Here is a 19,753-nt window from a genome sequence, read left to right as displayed (position 1 = left end):
GAGGGCCTCCGGAAGCAGGAAAAGGATGCCGCAGCCGGCTGCCTGCAGCGGCATCCGGCGGCTGAAGCCGGCGGCGGGCATGGCCGTCAGCCGGCTACCAGCACACGAATGGCTTCCAGTCGTACCGTGGCCTTGCCCAGCAGCTCGCTGCCTTCCTCCAGCTGGCGACGCAGCAGGTTGATCTCTTCATCACGTACGCTGGGGTTGATCTGCTGCAAGGCGACCAGACGTCCGATTTCGGCATTGAGGGCCTGTTCAAAGGCGGCGTGGGCCTGCTGTGCCAGCTCCTGGTGACGGGGCTGTACCAGTGCGTCGGCTTTTTTCACCAGACTGGCCAGATCGTCACGCTGGCTGCGGGCAAATTTGGCGGCACTGGCGCGGGGCACGCTTTCCAGCTGGCTGTTGAGCGTCTCGAAGCTGACCTTGTCGGCCAGGTTGCGACCCTGCTGGTCCAGCAGGCAGCGGATGATGGTGGGCGGCATGTAACGGCCCAGCTGCAAGTGGCGGGGAGCAATCGCCTCGCTGACATAGAGCAGCTCGACCAGCACGGTGCCGGGCTTGACCGCCTTGTTTTTCAGCAGGGCCACGGCGCTGTTGCCCATCGAGCCGGACAGTACCAGATCCATGCCGCCTTGCACCATCGGGTGTTCCCAGGTGATGAATTGCATGTCTTCACGGCTGAGAGCCAGGTCACGGTCGTAGGTGATGGTGACCGCCTCGTCGCTGCCCAGCGGGAAACTTGCATCCAGCATTTTTTCACCGGGGCGCAGGATGAAGGCGTTGTCCGAGTGGTCTTCGCTGTGTATGCCAAAGGCATCAAACAGCTGTTCCATATAGATGGGCAGGTCGAAGCTTTTTTCCTGGCGGATGATCTGCGCCGCCAGCTGCTCGCCACGACCGCTGCCACCGGAGTTGATTTCCAGCAGGCGGTCACGGCCCCTGTGCATTTCTTCCGCCAGTTGCAGCCGCAGGGTGCGGGCCTGCTCCAGCAGTTCTTGCCAGGCTGGCTCGTCGCCCTCGGCGGGCAGGGCTGTCTCCAGCTGCCCGGCAAACTGTTGCTCCAGCGCCTGCGCGGTCGGGCTGGTATTCAGGAAAGCGTCATGTCCCTGGTGGTACCACTCGAACATGCGCTGCTGGCTGCCGCCGCTGAAGTAGGGCACGTGGATGTTGATGTCGTGCTCCTGGCCGATACGGTCGAGCCGGCCAATGCGCTGTTCCAGCAGGTCGGGGTGCAATGGCAGGTCAAACAGTACCAGGTGATGGCTGAACTGGAAGTTGCGGCCCTCACTGCCGATTTCCGAACAGATCAGCACCTGGGCGCCGAACTCTTCGTCAGAGAACCAGGCTGCGGCCCGGTCACGCTCGATGATGGTCATGCCTTCGTGGAAGGTCGTGGCGGGAATGCCGCTGCGCACGCGCAGGGCCTCGTCCAGATCCAGCGCGGTATAGGCGCTGGCGCAGATGACCAGGACTTTTTTGCCCTTGAGGCTTTTCAGGGTTTCGAGCAGCCAGTCCACACGCGGGTCAAACTGCCACCAGCGCTGTTCGCTGTCCTCGGGCAGGCGGGACTGATAATACAGCTCGGGGTAGAGGCGGCTTTTCAGGCCGCTGCCGCCGGGCAGGTACTCTGCGGGTGGCAGCAGTGGTGCCGGATGCAACAGCCGGCCGGGAAAGCCCTGCATGGCGGCCCGGGTGTTGCGAAACAGCAGCCGTCCGGTGCCGTGGCGGTCAACCAGCATGTGTACCAGCTGCTCCCGCGCCTCCCGTGCTTCGGGCTGACGGGCCTGCCGGATCAGGTCTTGCTGTCCGTCCAGCAACTGTTCCAGCAGCTGGCTGTGCTCTGCCGACAGGTTGTGATCCTCCAGCAGCTCGCCGGCGGCGTCGGCTATCGTATGGAAATGCCGGCTTTCTTCACGGAAGGCGGCCAGATCATGAAAGCGGTGCGGATCGAGCAGGCGCAAACGGGCAAAGTGGCTTTCCAGCCCGAGCTGCTCCGGAGTGGCGGTCAGCAGCAAAACGCCGGAAATCTGTTGTGCCAGTCGTTCCACCAGCGCATAGGACGGGCTGGCCTGCTCCGGCGACCACTCCAGGTGGTGTGCTTCATCGACCACCAGAATGTCCCACTGGGCAGCGAGCAGGGCGTTTCTGGCCTGCTCGTCATCACGGATCCAGTCCAGCGACATCAGGGCGATCTGTGCGTCTTCAAACGGGTTGTCGGCATCGCTGGCGCGAAATACTTCATAGTCATAAATGCTGGCCTGCAGGTTGAAGCGGCGCAGCAGCTCGACCAGCCACTGATGGACCAGGCTTTCCGGTACGATCAGCAGGATGCGGCTGGCACGTCCGGTCAACAGTTGACGGTGAATGACCAGGCCGGCTTCGATGGTCTTGCCCAGGCCGACTTCGTCTGCCAGCAGCACCCGGGGAGCCATGCGGTCGGCCACTTCGCGGCCGATGTGCAGCTGGTGGGCAATCGGCGCGATGCGTGGCCCGCCCAGCCCCCAGAGCCCGCTTTGTTGCTGTTTGCTGCGCTGTTGCAGGCTGCTGTAACGCAGGCTGAACCAGTCGAGCGGATCAACCTGGCCGGCCAGCAGGCGGTCGCTGGCCAGGCGGAAGCGGATGAAGTTGGACAGCCCGGTTTCCGGCAGGCTACAGTCCTCGTTGTTGCGGTCAAAGCCGTGGTACGTCAGCAGTCCGTCGTGTTCCTCGACTTCGCGCACGGTCATGCTCCAGCCGTCGTGATGGCTGATTTCGTCGCCCGGTACGAAGCGGACCCGGGTCAGGGGCGCATTGCGCAACGAGTATTGGCGGGTTTCCCCGCTGGCAGGATAGAGCAGGGTGAGCAGGCGCTGGTCGCAGGTCAGTACGGTACCCAAACCCAGTTCCGCCTCGCTGTCACTGATCCAGCGCTGACCGGGAAAATACTGCTGTGACATTCAAATCTCCGCATGGTGTAAAGAAAAGCGCGCCATTCTAGCGGATTTGGCTACAGCCCGCACGGGTCTGTGCCGATACAGTTGCAGCTGCGGCCCTGCGCTTTACAACCAGAGACGGATTGATATTTGCTTGCGGATGGAATGTCATGCGCTGTTTCGGGTCTGATTGGTCAGGCCGGCAAGCAGATGGGCCCGCTGTTGCTGGCCTGAAAGCAGGATACCCGTATTGTGCGGTCGGGATTGCGGCCATGCGCAGCAGCGCGAAACATCAATGCTTACCAGCAGGAGGTGCAACATGTTGCCCCCGATTCCCCAGGGGCTGGTGCCGGTAACGGTCCAGCAGGACCCGGTCAAGCCCCGCTCTGATATCCAGCCGGTCACGCCGGCCAGTGAAAGCGAAGCCAATAGCCAGGTCCGGCTGGAAGACAAGCAGCCGGACGGACAGGACCAGTACCGGCGCAAGCAGCAGGAAGACGACAGCGAAGAAGAGGAGCAGCTCGAAGACCCCGTCATGCCGGGGAAAAAGCCGATGAGCCGCAAAGGGTTGCTGGTCAACCTCAGGGTTTGACAGTGTCGCTTCCGGATGGCCTGCGTATCACCGGTTGATACAAATCGGGAGCACTGTTGACCTTGATCAATGAGTGCCGCTCCGAACTGCATTAGTGTTGATTAAGGTTTTATTACGGGCTGGAGAATTGTCATGTTTATGGATGTAGTGGTCTTTGCCGGAGTGGGCACAGTGGCATTGATGATTTCGTTTTTCATCGGGTTGTATTTTTTCGTCAAAAAAGCCGAGGAGCGCAAATCCTGATTTTTTGACATGCAGTGCATGCAAGGCTATTTGGGCGACTCCGGTCGCCCTTTTTTTGTCTGCCGTACAGGCCACTAGCCTTCGCAGAGTTTGTTCATCAGCGCCCGCAAGGCCGCCGGCTTGACCGGTTTGGGCAGAAAACCGAGTTTTTCGTTATGCACCTGTACGGGTAACTCCGGGCGCGCATCAGCGCTGATGACAATGCCGGGCAGATGCGGGTTTTTCAGGCTTTCTCGCAGCCAGCGCATGACATTGATCCCGGTCTGGCCATTATCCAGGTGGTAATCGATCAGGATAATCTGGGGCACAAAACCGTCGTTGGCCAGCAGTTCCTCGCAGTCGCCAGTATTGCGTGCCACCCGCACATCGCAGCCCCAGCGGCTGAGCAGGCTGCGCATGCCGCTCAGAATGCTCTCTTCATTGTCGATGCAGAGTACCGCCACGTCCTGCAGAGGCCGGGTCGAGTGGGCCTGGAGCGGCGTGCTGGCAACGGGCTGCAGCTGCCCCTGATACAGGGGAACGGTAACGCTGAAGACACTGCCCCTGCCCAGGCGTGACTGCACCCGGATCGGGTGGGCCAGCAGTTTGCACAGGCCGTCGGCAATGGCCAGGCCAAGGCCGAGGCCTTTCTCTTCCCGGGTCTGGTGGCTGTCCAGGCGCTTGAACTCCTCAAAGATGAAGTTCAGCTTGTCTTCGGGAATGCCGGGGCCGCAGTCCCATACTTCCAGGCGGACATGGTGGCCCTGGCGGCGCACGCCGAGCAACACCTTGCCTTTGGCGTAGCGGAACGCATTGGTCAGGAAGTTCTGCACGATGCGGCGCAGCAGGCGGGCATCGCTGTTGACCCGAATGTCGGGCGCAAACAGGCGAAACTCGATGCCCTGCTGTTCTGCCAGCACGGTAAATTCGGCACCCAGCGCTTCCAGCCAGGGGCGCAACGCAAAGGGTTGCGGGTTGGGGGTGACGCTGCCGCCCTCAAGGCGGGACATGTCGAGCAGGTCGCTGATCAGGTCTTCGGCAGAGCGTAACGAACTATCCAGGTTGCGCACCAGCTCCTGTGCCTCCTCCGGCAGGCTTTCCTGATGTGACAGAGCGGCGGAGAACAGGCGCGCGGCATTCAGCGGTTGCATCAGGTCGTGGCTGACGGCAGCCAGAAACCGGGTTTTCGAGGCGTTGGCGTCCTCGGCAACGCGCTTGGCGCTGGTCAGCTCCTGGTTCAGTTGTGACAGCTCGTGAGTCCGTTCGCTGACCCGTTGCTCCAGCCCCTCGTTGGCTTCTTTCAAAGCCTGCTCCGCTTTGCGGAACGCGGTGATGTCGGTGAAGCTCATGACGAAACCGCCGCCGGGCATCGGGTTGCCGATCAGCTCGATGACCTTGCCATTGGGAAACAGGCGCTCGGAGGTGTGTGCCGTGCCCTGGCGCATCCAGTACAGGCGCTTGCTGACGTGCGATTCCACCTCGCCGGGGCCGCACAGCCCCTTTTCCGCGTTGTGACGGATGATGTCGCCAATCGGCCGGCCGACCTGGATCAGGCCCTCCGGGTAGTCGAATAGCTGCAGGTAACGGGTGTTCCAGGCCACCAGTTGCAACGAGCGGTCAACCACACTGATGCCCTGGGTCAGGTTTTCGATGGCACCCTGCAGCAGGGTCCGGTTGAACTGCAAGGCTTCGGAGGCTTCGCCGACAATGCGCACCACGTCTTCGACGTGCATTTCACGCCCCTCGATCGCGGCGCGAACCACCACTCGGGTGGAAGACGCCCCGAGTACGCCGGTCAGCAGGCGTTCGGTGTGGGCAATCCAGTCGCTGCTGGCGGTCTCGGTCAGATTGAAGGCAATGCCGCGGGTGTAGGCGAAACGGATGAAGCTGTGGCGGGCGCGGTCCTCGCCGACAAAACGGCCGGCCAGGGTTAGCAGGTCACTGACCTGGACTGACAGGGGCGCCTTGTTGCCCACCTGCAGGCTGATGAAACGGTTGGCTTGCCAGTGCTCCGAAACCCGCGTGCGGGAAAACAGTGACACCAGGGCAAACACCATAAAGTTGCCGCTTAGCGACAGTGTCACGCCCAGTGTCAGCGGGTCCACCTCGAAACCGAGCGGGACGGCATACAGCCACTGCAGGCCGGGAATGCCTTCCGGGTCGGCACCGAAACTGCTGGCAATCAGTGGCAGCACCAGGGTGTAGGCCCAGAGCAGGGAGCCGGTGATCAAACCGGCGAACACGCCCTGGCGGTTGGCCTTTTTCCAGATCAGGGCGCCGATCATTGCTGGTGCCATCTGGGTCAGCGCGGCAAAAGCCACCTGGCCGATGGTGGCCAGACTGGCGTTGGCATTGAGCAGGCGGTAACTGACATAGGCCAGCAGCAGGATGACGATGATGCTCAGCCGGCGCGCCGTCAGCATCCAGTAACGGAACGCCTCGAACGGCCGGTCGGTGGTGCGCGCCTGCAACAGCAGCGGCAGCAGGATATGGTTGGAGATCATCACTGACAGGGTCACCACGCCGACAATCACCATGCCGGTGGCCGCCGACGCACCGCCGATGAAAGCCAGTATCGCCAGTAGCGGGTAGCCTTCGGCCAGCGGCAGGCTGATCACGAAGGAATCCGGCGTCACGCCGGAAGGCAGGCGCAGCTGGCCGGCCAGCGCCAGGGGGACAATGAATGCGGCGACAATCAGCAGATAGAGGGGGAAGATCCAGCGGGCGAACTTGAGGTCGGCGGTGACGTTGTTTTCAACCACGGTGACGTGAAACTGCCGGGGCAGGGTGTAGACCGCCATCATCGCCACGCAGGTTTGCACCAGCATGTGCGGCCAGTTGATGCGGGTTGCCCAGAACTCTTCCAGCTCGGGGGCGGCCTTGGCCGTTTGCCACAGGTCGACGGGCCCGCCATACATGCCGTACAGCACAAACAGGCCGACGGCAATGAAGGCCATCAGCTTGATCAGGGACTCGAAGGCAATGGCAAACATCAGGCCGCGGTGGTGCTCGGTCACGTCCAGGTTGCGGGTGCCGAACAGGATGGTGAACAGGGCCAGCCCCACGGTGACGAACAAGGCGATGTCCTGGCCTTGCTGCTCGCCGCTGTGGGTCGAGTCGAGAGTGAGCAGATTGACGCCGAGCACGATGCCCTTCAGTTGCAGGGCGAGGTAGGGCAGGATGCCGACCAGGCAGATCAGGGTGATGAATACCGCCAGTTTTTGTGATTTGCCGTAACGGGCGGCAATGAAGTCGGCAATCGAGGTGATGTTTTCCTGCTTGCTGATGATGACCATTTTCTTGATCACCCAGGGCGCGAACATCAATAGCAGGATCGGCCCCAAATAGATCGGCAGGAACGACCACAGCTGCCCGGCGGCCTGGCCGACCGAGCCGAAAAAGGTCCAGCTGCTGCAGTATACCGCCAGCGAAAAGCTGTATACCGCAACGCGCAGCCTGGGGTGGAGCGGTTTGGTGCGCCGGTCTCCATAAAAGGCAATGGCAAACAGGATTGCCATGTAGGCCACGGCAACAAAGGTCAGAATACCGAAAGAGATAACCATAAAGGATCCGCTGCGAGGAAAACGCTCTGCGGGCGATGCCGGAGCAAAGGGCGAATCATAGCAGGAAGCGGCAAACCTGACATGCATGGCCCTTTTGCTGCTACACTGCGCAGCCCGTTTTAGCCTGTCTGCCGCCTTTGCGGCCAAAGAGAATCATGTCCAAAGCCTTTCTGGAAATTGTTGAATTGCCCGACGGACGCATTGTATTGCGCCGCTCCGATGAAGAAGCCCCGCTGGTGACGCTGAATTTTTCCGGCGAGGCGCGGGAGTTTTTGCAGGAACGCTACATTGATGTCGCCCGTGCCATGTTCCATGCAGGGCTGGAAGCTGCCGGTCACCTGCCCGAAGACGAAACCTATGACAGTGAAGAAGTCAGCCCGGCGCAGCATACCCTGCACTGACCCGGGGCGGTTGCTGTTCATGTCGTTTCGGGAAAGCGCGTTTGCGCTGGCAACCGGCAGACGGCCCATGCATCGACTGATAGCGCGCCGCCGGATGGTCGTGCGCCGGCCTGCCCGTGCAGCACGGTAAGCCGCAAGGTGCCAGCCGGGTGGTGATACCGGTTGACAGTCCGCCCGGCTTGCTGGAGTTCTTGTGCCAGCGCTTTCCTCGTATCGGGCCCGGTATCTGGCGCAAGCGGCTGCTGCAGGGCAGGGTGCTTGATGCCCGGCACCAGCCCCTGCCGGTTGATGCAGGCTGCCATGGCGGCCAGGTGATCTATTATTTTCGCGAACTTGAGCACGAGCCACAGGTGCCTTTTCGTGAAGACATCCTGTTTGAGAACGAGCACCTGGTTGTCGTTGACAAACCCCATTTTCTCGCCACCGCACCGGTGGGCAACTATGTCGAACAAACCGTCCTGCACAGGCTGCAGCAGCGGCTACAGTTGCCGGAACTGACGCCGGTCCACCGTCTTGATCGTCTCACCGCCGGCGTCTTGCTGTTGTGCAAGCAACCGCATGAGCGTGATACCTACCAGGCGCTGTTTCGCCGACAACAGGTCGACAAGGTTTACGAGGCGCTGGCAGCGCCCTTGCCGCAGCTGCAGTTTCCTCATCTGCGGCGCAGCCGGATCATCAGCGATGACGTGCATTTCTTTCGTAGTCGTGAAGTGGCCGGTGAAGCCAACAGCGAAACGCGCATCGAGGTGCTTGCCCGTTACCGGCATCACTGGCATTACCGCCTGCTGCCACTGAGCGGGCGCAAGCACCAGTTACGGGTACACCTGTCTGCCCTGGGAGCACCGATCGTGGGGGATGACTTCTATCCGCAGCCGCTGCGCCGTGCGGCCGACGACTTCAGCCGACCGCTGCAATTGCTGGCCCGCAGCCTGGCATTTACCGATCCGCTGACCGGCGCAGAAATGCTCTTTGCCTCCCGGCGGGACTTGCCGGGACCGGATGAGCTGACGGTGCAGGCCTGAGTTTTGGCGTCAAAACAAACTTGTGCTGCCTTGGTCTACTTGCTACACTATGCGCGCCCTAAAACGGGCCCGTTCAGGATTTGACAATATCCCGCGAAGCCAGGCTTCGACTATTGCGTCCCAGGCGTATCAGGAACCGCAGGTTCCGTTTTCTTTTTATATACAGCATTCAGCGCATATACTCACTACAGGTTGCCGGGGCGATCGTTTCGATCTTTCATGGGTACGCAGCTTTCTTGGGTATTGCCGATGCATACGAGGCATACCATGACCCAGGAAACCGGCAGCTTTGCTGCACTCGGCATTTCGTCGCCGATTTTGCGCGCCATCGAAAAAGCAGGCTACGAAGAGCCTTCCCCGATTCAGGCGCAATCCATCCCCATCATCATGTCCGGTCAGGACATGATCGGCCAGGCGCAAACCGGTACCGGCAAGACCGCCGCGTTTGCCCTGCCCATACTGTCGAAAATCGACCCGCAGCGTCGCGAGCCCCAGGTACTGGTGTTGGCACCAACCCGTGAATTGGCCCTGCAGGTGTCTGAAGCGTTCGAAACCTTTGCCAGCGAAATGCCGGGCGTTAACGTGGTTGCAGTCTACGGTGGAGCGCCCATGGGGCTGCAGCTGCGCGCCCTGCGTCAGGGTGCCCAGATCATTGTGGCCACCCCGGGCCGTCTGGTTGATCACCTGTCACGCAACGCCGAGTTGCTGGGCACGGTCAACTACCTGGTGCTGGACGAAGCTGATGAAATGCTCAAAATGGGCTTCATGGAAGATCTGGAAGCGATTTTCCAGTCACTGCCCGCCGAGCGCCAGACCGTACTGTTTTCCGCGACGCTGCCGCACTCCATCCGTGCCATTGCCGAACAGCACCTGCGCGAGCCGCAGCATGTGAAGATTGCCAGCAAGACCCAGACCGTCGCCCGCATCGAGCAGGCGCACATCATGGTGCATGCCGACCAGAAAGCCAGCGCAGTGCTGCGGCTGCTGGAAGTCGAAGACTTTGATGCCCTGATTGCCTTTGTGCGCACCAAGCAGCAGACCCTGGATCTGGCATCCGCCCTGCAGGATCGTGGCTACAAGGTTGCCGCCCTCAATGGCGACATCGCCCAGAATCACCGGGAGCAGGTCATCGACTCCCTGAAAGACGGTCGCCTGGACATCGTGATCGCCACCGACGTGGCGGCGCGTGGCCTGGACGTGCCACGCATCACCCACGTGCTCAACGTGGATATGCCTTACGACCCCGAGTCCTACGTGCACCGCATTGGCCGTACCGGCCGGGCCGGCCGTGACGGTCGTGCCCTGCTGCTGGTGACGCCGCGTGAGCGTCGCATGCTGAGCGTGGTCGAGCGGGTAATCGGCCAGAAAATCGAGCCCATGGAAATTCCGGCGGCTGCCGACGTGCTGCAGGCGCGCATCAACAACCTGCAGGCCGACCTGGCCCCGCGCATGAAAGCGGCACCGGGCCAGCACAAGGCGCTGCTTGAGCGCCTGACCAGCAGTCTGGATTGCCATCCGGAAGACCTTGCGTTGGCCCTGCTCGGCAAACTGACCGAAGGCCTGGCGTTTGATGCTGCCGGCATTGACCGCGAATACCCGGTTGATGTGGTCACCGCACGACCCGAGCGCGGCCGTCAGACCGAGCGTGGCCCGCGGGGCGAGCGCGAGCGTAACCGTGAGGGTCGTCGGGAGCACCGTGCGTCTCCGTTGCCCGAACTGGGCCGGGTGCGTTGCCGTACCGCACTGGGTACCCGTGACGGTGTTGCCGCACGCAACCTGCTGGGTGCCATTCTCAACGAAGGCGGCCTGGCCCGCGACGCCATTGGCCGCATCCAGATCCGCGAAACCTTCAGCCTGGTTGAACTGCCCGAGGAAGGGCTGGAGCGCCTGCTGGGCAAGCTCAAGGACACCCGTGTAGTTGGCAAGCCGCTGAAGCTGCGTCGCTACCGGGAGTGATTTGGCAGCGGCAACAAAGCCGGCACAGGCTCTGTCGTGCCGGCGCTGCAACAGCGCCGCATTCGGGCTAGAATGTGGCGGTTGCCAGGAGGAAGCCATGCCGCTCAAGATTTGCATACTCGAAGCTGATGACCTGCATCCGCAGTTGCAGCCGGGTTTTCACAGTTTCGGTTCCATGTTCGTCAAGCTGCTGGGTAGCCAGCAGCAGCCGGCGCAATTCGCCGTGTACAACGTGGTGCGCGGTGATTATCCCAGCGAAACAGAGCATTTCGATGCGTTTCTGGTGACGGGCAGCAAGGCCGACTCCTTTGGCATGGATGCGTGGATTGTGCGCCTGCGCGAATACCTGCTGATACGCTACCGGGCCGGAGATGTCCTGCTGGGAGTCTGCTTTGGCCACCAGATTCTGGCACTGGTGCTGGGCGGCCTGACCGAGCGCGCTCCACAGGGCTGGGGTGCGGGCGTGCATCGCTACCGTATGCTGGTTTCCTCGCTAGCCAGCCATGAGTGTCCGCCGAGTGTCAATATGCTGATCAGTCATCGCGACCAGGTCACGCGTCTGCCGGCAGGTGCCCGCTTGCTTGCCAGCAGCGATTTCTGCCCCAATGCCGCCTTCATGCTGGAGGGGCAGGTACTGTGCTTTCAGGGACATCCCGAGTTCACGCCGGAGTTTTCCCGCTCGTTGCTACAGCTGCGCCAGGGAATCTATACGCCCGAGTTCTATGCCGGAAGCCTGAACAGCCTGCAGCAAGGTCATGATGGTCACCGAATCGGCGGCTGGATGCTGGACTTTGTTGCCAGCGCGCGCCGGCAGCGCACCTGAAGCCGTATTTTTCGGCAGGCAGTGGCCCCTGATATCCCCGGCTGTCATGTCATAGCCGGCCCGGGGAGTCCGGGCCGCTAGTGCAGGGTATGTTTTGCCGGTTCGTCCTTTCCGGCCGGTGACCAGGCCTGCACCGTGGCACCCGCGCCGGCTCTTGCCGGTTCACCCAGTTGTGTCAACAATTGGCGTGCGGCCGTGAAACTGCGCGTGCGGTACTGCTCTTCCAGGACGGCAAATGTTTCTTCGTGTTTGCGCCGTTCGGCCTTGTCCAGCGCCTTCCAGGCTTCATGGGTGGGGATGTGCTCGGTGGCGAAAAACACTTCCTGGAATACCGAGTAAGCCTCGTCGTGGCTCAGTTCGAAATTGTAGTGCTCCAGGATCACCTTGAGGCGGATACAGCCCTCGATCCATGGCATCTGCTCGTCCAGCAGGCTGCCGCAGAGTATCTTCAGGTCGCCGGCCAGTTTGCTGGCCACTTCCTGCTGGTGGTTTTCCAGCTGTTTGCGTTGTTGCCATACCTTGCGCCATACATACAGCGCGTAGGCGGCCAGCGCCAGTACCAGCAATGTGCCGACCAGTAGCGTAAGAAACAAGGCATCGCCCACGATACAACCCCCCGGAAAATCAGTAGGAACTGTCAAGGTACTCGCCGGGCGTGAAACTGCCCCGACGACGTACCGGTACTTTTTTATTGAACATCAGTCCGGTTTTCAGCTCGGCCTCCAGGGCGTAGCTTATGGGCTGGTCAGGATTTCTGAACAATGCCACCAGGTTTTTCACGTGTCGCCACAGGTTGGTATGTGCCCGCAGCTCGAAACGTGCGCTGCCATTGGCTGGTACCGTCAGCCACTGGTTGCTTTGACCGCGACCCAGTGAAATGCCGTTGATGTCCAGGTTGTAAGTCATGCCGCGCACCGGCAGGCTCTGTTCGTTCGGGTTGTCGATGCGGAATTCGAGCAGGAATTCCTGTTCCAGCAAACGGGCATAGACCAGCTCGACATTGACCAGCTGCACTTCGGGTTCACGAAAATCGCGACCGAACCAGGTACTGCAACTACTGGTGAAAAAAGCCAGCAACAACACGGCAAATACGCGCATGCCGATATGAAACCGGAAAAAAGGGAGGGCGATCACCAGAAATCCTTGTAAAACGGAAGAAAACGCGGCTGTTGCAGCACTGAACCGGTAAAATACGAGCTAATGCGTCTGATTGCAACACCGCCGCCCTGCAACTTCAGTGGCAGAGGGTGGCAGGTTGGGAGGCAGCTCAAGCTGTGCTTTAATGTTGTTGCAGCCCGCCAAGATAGTCATCCAGCTCAAGGACATGCCATGCACACATACGAGATTGCCTTTTCCGGACAGATAGCGCCAGGTGCCGATGCACAGCAGGTCCGTCTGGGGATACAGCGCCTGTTCAATGCCGGCGAACCATTGCTTGACCAGTTCTTCTCTGGCCGGCGCATCGTGGTCAAGCGCGGCCTGGACCAGGCCACAACAGAAAAGTACCGGCAGGCGTTTACCCGGGTCGGAGCACTGGTTGAACTGGTTGCCGAGCATGGCGCTGCCGATGGGCAGCCTGCTGCGCCAGCCGCAGCAGCTGATGACAGCCGGCACAGACCAGAGCCGGCGGTGCAGGCCGCAGCCGGGGCCAGTCCGGCGGCCGTGCTGGAGGTTGCACCGCGTGATGAGTATATGGCGGCCTTTGCCCACGTGCAGGCACCCGACTTCGGGCTGGCGGCAGTTGGCGCAGACCTTTTGCAGGACAGGGCCGAGGTCGCGGTTGTCGACATTGACGTGTCCGGCATCAGCCTGGCACCGGCAGGCAGCGATCTGGAGCAGCTGCCCGGCGCACAACCGGTCACGCCGCCGGATATTTCACACCTGAGCATTGAGCAGCCCGACTGAAAAAGCCGGCAAATTGCCGCGATTCCGGCTATCATGCACTGAACGGATATCCAGTGGAACAATTGGACTGCAATGCTCACCGATGAACTCAAACACGCCATTCAGGCAGCCTATAGCCGGTTTCTGGAACACAAGGAGCTGAAAGCCCGCTACGGTCAGCGCCTGATGATTGCCGAGGTGGCCCGCGGCCTGGGCAGCATTGAAACCAACGACGACAACGAACGCTGTGGCGATCCGGCTGTCGTTGTGGTCGAGGCGGGGACTGGTACCGGTAAAACCGTCGCCTATAGCCTGGCGGCGATTCCGGTGGCCCGTGCCGCAGAAAAGCGTCTGGTGATCGCCACGGCAACCGTGGCCCTGCAGGAGCAGATCGTCGACAAGGACCTGCCCGACATCATCAAGAACAGCGGCCTGAAGTTTTCCTATGCGCTGGCCAAGGGCCGGGGGCGTTACCTGTGTTTGTCGCGCCTGGACCACTGGCTCGACAGCCATGGCCAGGAGCGCCGGCAGGCCGACATGCTGGCCGAGCAGGGCTACCATATTGACGTCAGTGACGAGCACAAGCAGCTGTTTGGCGACATGCTCGACCGTTTGTCACGCGGTCGCTGGAACGGTGACCGTGACAGCTGGCCGGAAGCCATTGAGGACAGCACCTGGCGCATCATCACCACCGATCACACCCAGTGCCTCGGGCGCCGCTGCAGCAACTACGACAGCTGTTCCTTCTACAAGGCGCGTGAGGGGCTGGAAAAGGTGGATGTCATCGTCACCAACCATGACCTGGTGCTGGCAGACCTGGCGCTGGGCGGCGGCATGGTGCTGCCACACCCGAAAGACAGCTTCTATATCTTTGACGAAGGCCATCATCTGCCCGACAAGGCCATCAACCACTTCGCGCACAGCACCCGTTTGCATGCCACCTCCGAGTGGTTGGGCCAGACGGAAAAAACCCTGACCCGCCTGCATGCGCAAAACCAATTGCAGGGCGAGATGGGAACCCTGATGGAGCAGGTGCCGGCACTGGCCAAAACCCTGCGTGAACAGCAGGGCTTCGTGTTTGCCACCTGCCGTGAACTGGCCGAATTCGCGCCGGTGGGCAACAGCGAGTACGAGCAGCCCCGGCACCGTTTTGCCGGCGGTGTGGTGCCGGATGCGCTGCGCGAGCAGGGGCTGGAGCTTAAAAAGGGCTACATGCAGCTGGCGGACACGCTGGCCCGCATCAATGACCACCTGAAAAAAGCCATGGAAGATGAGCCGGGCAGCCCGGTTGACAGCTCATTGGCCGAGGAATGGTTTCCGCTGTTTGGCAGCCTGTACACCCGTGCCGATGCCAACCTGGCGCTCTGGTCATCCTTTACTGCCGAAGATGCCGCCGAGGCGGCACCCTCGGCCCGCTGGCTGGCGCTGACCGATGCCGGTGCCGACATCGAGGTCAATTCCAGCCCGATACTGGCGGCAGAAACCCTGCGTCGCCATCTGTGGTACGCGGCACATGGCGTGCTGCTGACGTCGGCCACCCTGACCGCGCTGGGGCGTTTCGACCGCTTCAGCATGCGTGCCGGGCTGCCGGCTTCGGCACAGCTGGCCGTGGTGCCCAGCCCGTTCAACCATGCCGAGGCCGGCACCCTGCATGTACCCGATCTGGGTGTGGACATACGGGATGTCGATGCCCACAGCCGGGCGATTGTGCGGGCCTTGCCCGGCCTGCTGGAACACAACCTGGGTGCGCTGGTGCTGTTTTCGTCACGCAGGCAGATGAACGATGTGTTTGAAGGACTGGAGCGTGACTGGCGCAAGCGGGTGCTGATACAGGGCCGGCTGTCACGGCAGGAAACCCTGCAAAAGCACAAAAACCGCATTGATGACGGCGAGGCCAGCGTGCTGTTCGGCCTGGCCAGCTTTGCCGAAGGTGTCGACCTGCCCGGTGACTACTGTCAGCATGTGGTGATCGCCAAGATTCCCTTTGCCGTGCCGGACGACCCGGTGGAAGCAGCACTGGCCGACTGGATTGAAGCACGCGGCGGCAACCCGTTCATGGAGATCGCCGTGCCGGATGCCTCGCTGCGCCTGATCCAGGCGTGCGGACGCTTGTTGCGCAACGAGCAGGACCGGGGGCAGGTGACCATCCTTGACCGCCGGCTGGTGACACAGCGGTACGGCAAGGCGCTGCTCAATGCCTTGCCGCCGTTTCGGCGGGTGATTGATTAGCGGCAGGCCCGGCAGCGCAATCCGGCGACCCGCCGGGCGATGTGTCGCGCGGGGCGGTTACTGAGCGGTTTCGGCCGGCTCCACCATGGGTGCAAGCTGGGCCCGGGCAATCAGGTGTCCAAGATTGGCGGCTTTGGCACGCCACAACAGCGCGGTGTTTTCACAGCACTCCACGCCGCACCCCTGCTCATACAGCGTGCTCAGGTAGTGCATGGCATCGGCATGCTGCTGCTGCGCAGCGAGCAAGAACCTTTGCGCGGCAATATCCGGCCGTTCCTGCTCCAGAAACAGCAGCGCCAGGTCGTTCTGCGCCTGGCTGTTGCCCCGGTCTGCGTCATGCAGCAAGGCGTAGCCGTCGGCATTTTCGGCCAGCTCGATACAGGACTGCCCGGCCACATCGTCCAGCGCCAGCATCACCCGCCCGCGCTCGTCGGTGCTGTGCCGCTGCAGCTTGCCGGTACTCAGGCGTCGCCACAGGGTACGCTTGCTGGTGCCCGTCAGCAGGGCAGCAGCATCAATACTGATAACAGAAACAGGCTTCTCCATGAACTCTCCATAAAAGGGCAGTGGCCTTTGGGCCTTGTGCCGGCCGGAATGTTATATCACGAATCGTGCCTGTCGCATAAAGCTGCTGTGACAGAATGAACTGTCACAGCAAAAGGCTGTGACAAACCGGGCTGTCACAATAACCGGCTGTGACAGGCACGGCTGTCACAGGCTGTCACAGACATGCCGATATGGCAGCGGAAAAAATATTTATTGAATATGTGTTTGATCCTGTAGCCCTTGTTTTGCAAGGTCTGCGGGCTTGTTTGGGCGGTTTTCAGGCCCGGTTTTCGAGGCGGTTTCTACATGTTTTTGGCACCGGAAAAAAAGCTGGCACAGCCGTTGCAGTACTCCTGACAGGTTTATCGGAAACGGGAGATCCCGAACCGGACCTGCTTTGACTAATTCAGGAGAGAAACATGAAAAACATGCAAAAGGGCTTCACCCTTATCGAACTGATGATCGTTGTGGCGATTATCGGTATTCTGGCTGCCATTGCGCTGCCTGCCTACCAGGATTACACCACCCGTGCCAAGGTGTCTGAAATCCTGCTGTCCATGTCCCAATGCCGCACTTCTGTGACTGAAGTTTATCAATCAGGCGCTTCATTGCCCACTCAGAACCATGATAATTGGGGCTGTACAGTTGGAGCTTCCGCTGCTACACAATATGTTCAGAACTTAAATGTTCTTGCAACCGGTATCATTACCGCAACTTCAGCAACTGCTGGTGTCGGCAACGGTGCTGATAACATGGTTATTAGCATGGCACCGCTCAATGATGCTGGTAACGTTGCTACTCGTGGACAAAATATTAACCGCTGGCGCTGTGGCCTTGCAGCTGACGGCACAACAATGCCAGTCAAGTTCCTGCCAGCAAGCTGCCGTGGCAACTAACAACTGTTAGTTCCCAGGAATCAACACCCGCTTCGGCGGGTGTTGTCATATTCATGAAGATATTTCTATTTTTTGCCTGTGCTGCCTTGTTGGCCAGCTTTGTACTGCCCAACCACTACGTGCCATGGGTATCCTTTTATCACGAATCAGCCGCGTTTCTGGCCGGGCTGTTGCTGATTGCCGCTTTGCTGCTGCCTGTAGGCCCAAGGGTACAACTACAGGTCCCGGCTTCCTATCTGCTACTGGTGTTGCTGGCATGTGTGCCGCTTGCCCAATATGTCGGCGGACTCTTGTATTTTCCGGGTGATGCGCTGGTGAGTGCCACCTATATCCTGTTTTTTCTGGCCATGCTGATTGTCGGCTATAACCTGGCGCAAGGCCGGCAGGCACAACCGCAGCTATTGCAGGGGCTGGCCGCTGTACTGATTGTTGCCGGCGTCATTTCCGCATGGCTGGCGCTATACCAGTGGCTGATGCAGCCCGGTACCCTGTGGGTTGCCGACTTGCGGCCGGGCGGACGGCCCTATGCCAATCTTGCCCAGCCCAATCACCTGGCTGCCCTGTTGGCCCTGGCACTGGCGGGCGTGTTGTTTCTGTATGAAAAACACCTGCTGCATCGTGTCAGTACTGGTTTGTTGACGGTTCTCTTTCTGTTTGTCATTGCCCTGAGCCAATCGCGCGCTCCCTGGCTGATGGCGGTGTTTTTCGTTGTGCTGTGGTGGTGGAAAAATACGCATAACACAAGACGGCTCGGCTCTGGCATGGCGGTGAGCTGGGTAGCCCTGTATGCAGGCTTTGTCTGGCTGGTGCCGGAGCTGTCCGAATGGCTGGACCTTGAAAAACTGACCTCGTTGGCCGAGCGAGCACAGGCCCATAGCCGCTGGCCGCTGTATAGCCAGTTTGTACATGCCATTGCAAATGGCCCCTTGTGGGGGTACGGCTGGCAACAGGCCAGCATGGCCCAGTTGGCTGCGGTTCCTTTTTTTACAGACCTGCCCCGCTTTGAATACACCGAATATACGCATAATGTTTTTCTCGACCTGCTGGTCTGGAACGGGCCGGTGCTGGGCGCGGTAATCATTCTGCTTGTTGGTGGCTATCTGTTGCGGCTGGCTTTTCTGGCACGCACCACGGAACAGCTGTTTGCGGTACTGGCCACAGGCTGTTTTTTGGTACATGCCCTGCTTGAGTACCCGCATGCCTATGCCTATTTCCTGTTGCCGGTGGGGTTGCTGGTGGGCAGCTTGCAGGCCAGTGTGCCGTGCAGGGTCTGGCCGGTGCCGCGTCGGGCGGTGATGCTGTTCCTGGCTGCGGCAACAGGCTTGTATGCCGCCATCTGGCATGATTACCGGGCAATCGAGGAAGACTTTCGTCTGCTGCGCTTTGAAAAGGGCGGCATAGGTAAACTCAGGGCGGAGCAGCCGGCACCGGATGTTCTGTTGCTGGATCAGTTACAGGCTTTTACCTGGCATGCACGTGTACCTGTAACAGCCGGTTTGAGTGAACAGGAACTGGCCAGGCATGCACAGGTGGCCCGCAGATACTCCCAGGGTCCCAGTATGTACAAGCAAGTACTGCTGTTGGCATACAACGGCAGGATAGAAGATGCTTATCAGCAGTTGCAGATTCTCAGGCGTTTGCATGGTGAAAAGCTGTATGCCCGGGCAGTTCATGAGCTGGAGTTTGCGGCTGAAACGAACCCGCAGGTTGGCCCGCTGCTTGAGTTGTCAACAGAGTAGGCCGTCAGGATTATATTTTTCTGTAGTGTAAGTACTGCAATCATTGAACCGGAAAGCCGATATGCAACCCCGTTTGAAAGCGTTTTTGCTTCACCTGATGATTTCAGCGTTGATCGCCCTGGTTGTGATGTGTCTGGTATTTTTTATCTGGTATCCGTCACCGCTGCATGCAGCAACAGGAGTGACGGGTATTTTCCTGATGCTGTTGGCTATCGATGTGGTCCTTGGGCCTGCCTTGACATTACTGGTGTTCAAACCCGGCAAGAAAACTCTGGTGCTGGACCTGGTCGTGATCGCTTGCTTGCAGCTCTGTGCCTTGTTTTATGGAGTGTACAGTGTGGCAGAAGGCCGTCCGGCCTGGCTGGTATTTGCCCAGGACCGCTTTGAACTGGTGCGCAACAATGATTTGGATTTGCGTCAGTTGAGCGAGGCTTTGCCAGAGTACCGCCGTCCTTCATGGTTTGGTCCGGGGTGGACAATTGCACTTTTGCCGGAGGCAGCAGCAAGCCAGAATGATTTGCTGTTCGAGTCGGTACTTGGCGGGTTTGACCTTGCCCAGCGTCCCAATCTTTATCGGCCGATCGAACAACACCGGCACAGCGTCTGGTTGCGCATTCGTGCCCTTTCTTTATTAAACGATTTCAACCCTGATAGCCGGGTCCGTGAGGTACTGCAAAGACATCCTGATGCGGATGGCTGGCTGCCACTGGCGGCTGTTGGGCGCGACATGGTGGTGTTGCTCAATCGTGAAAGTGTCAATGTGGTGGCGATTGTCGATTTGCGTCCGTGGAATTAGAGAAAGAGCGTGATGCGCGAGCACCAATTAACTCTACAGGAACCATGGGGTGCATTCTTTGATGCCTGATGCTGACTTTCGGGTAATCAAACTGCTTCACACTTCGGCGCACGTCCGCTTGCAACTCGCCACTGGATAACGCAGCCTGTAGCTCCGCACCGCTACAAGGACG

17 protein-coding genes are annotated in these 19,753 nt (G+C 60.2%); 12 read left to right on the top strand and 5 right to left on the bottom strand.

What is annotated here, in order from left to right:
- Window positions 1-86: 86 nt before the first annotated feature.
- Window positions 87-2,936, bottom strand: coding sequence for an RNA polymerase-associated protein RapA (gene rapA, locus AR306_RS07560; RefSeq protein WP_101496946.1), 2,850 nt, complete (start codon window positions 2,934-2,936; stop codon window positions 87-89).
- A 295-nt stretch (window positions 2,937-3,231) separates the two neighbouring features.
- Between rapA and AR306_RS13450 the strand changes: the two genes are divergently transcribed.
- Both AR306_RS13450 and ccoM read left to right on the top strand, forming a co-directional pair.
- Window positions 3,232-3,504 carry an aspartate-semialdehyde dehydrogenase gene (locus AR306_RS13450; protein WP_101496945.1) on the top strand — a complete coding sequence of 91 codons (273 nt, stop codon included), beginning with the start codon at window positions 3,232-3,234 and terminating at the stop codon, window positions 3,502-3,504.
- A 132-nt stretch (window positions 3,505-3,636) separates the two neighbouring features.
- Entirely contained in the window at window positions 3,637-3,747 is a 111-nt protein-coding gene (ccoM, locus tag AR306_RS13625) for a cytochrome c oxidase subunit CcoM (RefSeq protein ID WP_276307457.1), read from the top strand.
- Between the two features lie 74 nt (window positions 3,748-3,821).
- On the opposite strand, the gene AR306_RS07550 is transcribed toward ccoM, so the two are convergent.
- The gene (locus AR306_RS07550) at window positions 3,822-7,289 is read right to left on the bottom strand and encodes a PAS domain-containing hybrid sensor histidine kinase/response regulator (protein WP_101496944.1); all 3,468 of its coding nucleotides are present in this window, start codon (window positions 7,287-7,289) and stop codon (window positions 3,822-3,824) included.
- Between the two features lie 155 nt (window positions 7,290-7,444).
- Between AR306_RS07550 and AR306_RS07545 the strand changes: the two genes are divergently transcribed.
- The 4 genes from AR306_RS07545 to AR306_RS07530 all read left to right on the top strand — a co-directional run bounded on the left by AR306_RS07545 (window position 7,445) and on the right by AR306_RS07530 (window position 11,491).
- Window positions 7,445-7,690, top strand: a complete 246-nt coding sequence (locus tag AR306_RS07545; RefSeq protein ID WP_101496943.1) for a hypothetical protein — start codon at window positions 7,445-7,447, stop codon at window positions 7,688-7,690.
- Window positions 7,691-7,806: 116 nt separating this feature from the next.
- On the top strand, window positions 7,807-8,712 hold the full coding sequence (locus AR306_RS07540) for a pseudouridine synthase (RefSeq protein ID WP_240622508.1): 906 nt from the start codon (window positions 7,807-7,809) through the stop codon (window positions 8,710-8,712).
- Window positions 8,713-8,979: 267 nt separating this feature from the next.
- On the top strand, window positions 8,980-10,668 hold the full coding sequence (locus tag AR306_RS07535; protein WP_101496942.1) for a DEAD/DEAH box helicase: 1,689 nt from the start codon (window positions 8,980-8,982) through the stop codon (window positions 10,666-10,668).
- 97 nt (window positions 10,669-10,765) lie between these two features.
- Window positions 10,766-11,491 carry an amidotransferase gene (locus tag AR306_RS07530; protein ID WP_101496941.1) on the top strand — a complete coding sequence of 242 codons (726 nt, stop codon included), beginning with the start codon at window positions 10,766-10,768 and terminating at the stop codon, window positions 11,489-11,491.
- A 77-nt stretch (window positions 11,492-11,568) separates the two neighbouring features.
- On the opposite strand, the gene AR306_RS07525 is transcribed toward AR306_RS07530, so the two are convergent.
- Together AR306_RS07525 and AR306_RS07520 are read right to left on the bottom strand one after the other, a co-directional pair.
- Window positions 11,569-12,096 carry a DUF2489 domain-containing protein gene (locus AR306_RS07525; RefSeq protein ID WP_101496940.1) on the bottom strand — a complete coding sequence of 176 codons (528 nt, stop codon included), beginning with the start codon at window positions 12,094-12,096 and terminating at the stop codon, window positions 11,569-11,571.
- Between the two features lie 19 nt (window positions 12,097-12,115).
- Window positions 12,116-12,625, bottom strand: coding sequence for an LEA type 2 family protein (locus tag AR306_RS07520; RefSeq protein WP_240622507.1), 510 nt, complete (start codon window positions 12,623-12,625; stop codon window positions 12,116-12,118).
- Between the two features lie 195 nt (window positions 12,626-12,820).
- On the opposite strand from AR306_RS07520, the gene AR306_RS07515 reads away from it, so the two are divergent.
- The gene (locus tag AR306_RS07515; RefSeq protein WP_101496939.1) at window positions 12,821-13,396 is read left to right on the top strand and encodes a hypothetical protein; all 576 of its coding nucleotides are present in this window, start codon (window positions 12,821-12,823) and stop codon (window positions 13,394-13,396) included.
- Between the two features lie 72 nt (window positions 13,397-13,468).
- On the top strand, window positions 13,469-15,604 hold the full coding sequence (gene dinG / locus AR306_RS07510; protein WP_101496938.1) for an ATP-dependent DNA helicase DinG: 2,136 nt from the start codon (window positions 13,469-13,471) through the stop codon (window positions 15,602-15,604).
- A 57-nt stretch (window positions 15,605-15,661) separates the two neighbouring features.
- Here dinG and AR306_RS07505 read toward each other — a convergent pair whose 3' ends face one another.
- The gene (locus AR306_RS07505) at window positions 15,662-16,150 is read right to left on the bottom strand and encodes a tetratricopeptide repeat protein (RefSeq protein ID WP_101496937.1); all 489 of its coding nucleotides are present in this window, start codon (window positions 16,148-16,150) and stop codon (window positions 15,662-15,664) included.
- 191 nt (window positions 16,151-16,341) lie between these two features.
- Between AR306_RS07505 and AR306_RS13170 the strand changes: the two genes are divergently transcribed.
- The 4 genes from AR306_RS13170 to tfpZ all read left to right on the top strand — a co-directional run bounded on the left by AR306_RS13170 (window position 16,342) and on the right by tfpZ (window position 19,581).
- Window positions 16,342-16,551, top strand: a complete 210-nt coding sequence (locus tag AR306_RS13170) for a hypothetical protein (protein ID WP_133539597.1) — start codon at window positions 16,342-16,344, stop codon at window positions 16,549-16,551.
- A gap of 18 nt (window positions 16,552-16,569) precedes the next feature.
- Window positions 16,570-17,046, top strand: a complete 477-nt coding sequence (locus AR306_RS07500) for a pilin (protein WP_101496936.1) — start codon at window positions 16,570-16,572, stop codon at window positions 17,044-17,046.
- Between the two features lie 53 nt (window positions 17,047-17,099).
- A complete protein-coding gene (locus AR306_RS07495; RefSeq protein ID WP_101496935.1) occupies window positions 17,100-18,785 on the top strand; it encodes a PglL family O-oligosaccharyltransferase in 1,686 nt (561 codons plus the stop codon).
- A gap of 73 nt (window positions 18,786-18,858) precedes the next feature.
- Window positions 18,859-19,581: a TfpX/TfpZ family type IV pilin accessory protein gene (tfpZ, locus tag AR306_RS07490; protein WP_240622506.1), complete on the top strand. Its 723-nt coding sequence runs from the start codon at window positions 18,859-18,861 to the stop codon at window positions 19,579-19,581.
- Window positions 19,582-19,753 lie beyond the last annotated feature (172 nt).

The sequence above is a fragment of the Thiopseudomonas denitrificans genome (assembly GCF_002866065.1).
Classification (GTDB): domain Bacteria; phylum Pseudomonadota; class Gammaproteobacteria; order Pseudomonadales; family Pseudomonadaceae; genus Thiopseudomonas; species Thiopseudomonas denitrificans.
The sequence above is the reverse complement of the archived record's forward strand: the minus strand, read 5'-3'. Positions and strand labels throughout refer to the sequence as shown.

What these genes read in the sequence shown, in the direction of transcription:
- rapA (WP_101496946.1), bottom strand. Translation starts at nt 2,936, where the DNA reads ATGTCACAGCAGTATTTTCCCGGTCAGCGCTGGATCAGTGACAGCGAG.
- AR306_RS13450 (WP_101496945.1), top strand. Translation starts at nt 3,232, where the DNA reads ATGTTGCCCCCGATTCCCCAGGGGCTGGTGCCGGTAACGGTCCAGCAG.
- ccoM (WP_276307457.1), top strand. Translation starts at nt 3,637, where the DNA reads ATGTTTATGGATGTAGTGGTCTTTGCCGGAGTGGGCACAGTGGCATTG.
- AR306_RS07550 (WP_101496944.1), bottom strand. Translation starts at nt 7,289, where the DNA reads ATGGTTATCTCTTTCGGTATTCTGACCTTTGTTGCCGTGGCCTACATG.
- AR306_RS07545 (WP_101496943.1), top strand. Translation starts at nt 7,445, where the DNA reads ATGTCCAAAGCCTTTCTGGAAATTGTTGAATTGCCCGACGGACGCATT.
- AR306_RS07535 (WP_101496942.1), top strand. Translation starts at nt 8,980, where the DNA reads ATGACCCAGGAAACCGGCAGCTTTGCTGCACTCGGCATTTCGTCGCCG.
- AR306_RS07530 (WP_101496941.1), top strand. Translation starts at nt 10,766, where the DNA reads ATGCCGCTCAAGATTTGCATACTCGAAGCTGATGACCTGCATCCGCAG.
- AR306_RS07515 (WP_101496939.1), top strand. Translation starts at nt 12,821, where the DNA reads ATGCACACATACGAGATTGCCTTTTCCGGACAGATAGCGCCAGGTGCC.
- dinG (WP_101496938.1), top strand. Translation starts at nt 13,469, where the DNA reads ATGCTCACCGATGAACTCAAACACGCCATTCAGGCAGCCTATAGCCGG.
- AR306_RS07505 (WP_101496937.1), bottom strand. Translation starts at nt 16,150, where the DNA reads ATGGAGAAGCCTGTTTCTGTTATCAGTATTGATGCTGCTGCCCTGCTG.
- AR306_RS13170 (WP_133539597.1), top strand. Translation starts at nt 16,342, where the DNA reads ATGGCAGCGGAAAAAATATTTATTGAATATGTGTTTGATCCTGTAGCC.
- AR306_RS07500 (WP_101496936.1), top strand. Translation starts at nt 16,570, where the DNA reads ATGAAAAACATGCAAAAGGGCTTCACCCTTATCGAACTGATGATCGTT.
- AR306_RS07495 (WP_101496935.1), top strand. Translation starts at nt 17,100, where the DNA reads ATGAAGATATTTCTATTTTTTGCCTGTGCTGCCTTGTTGGCCAGCTTT.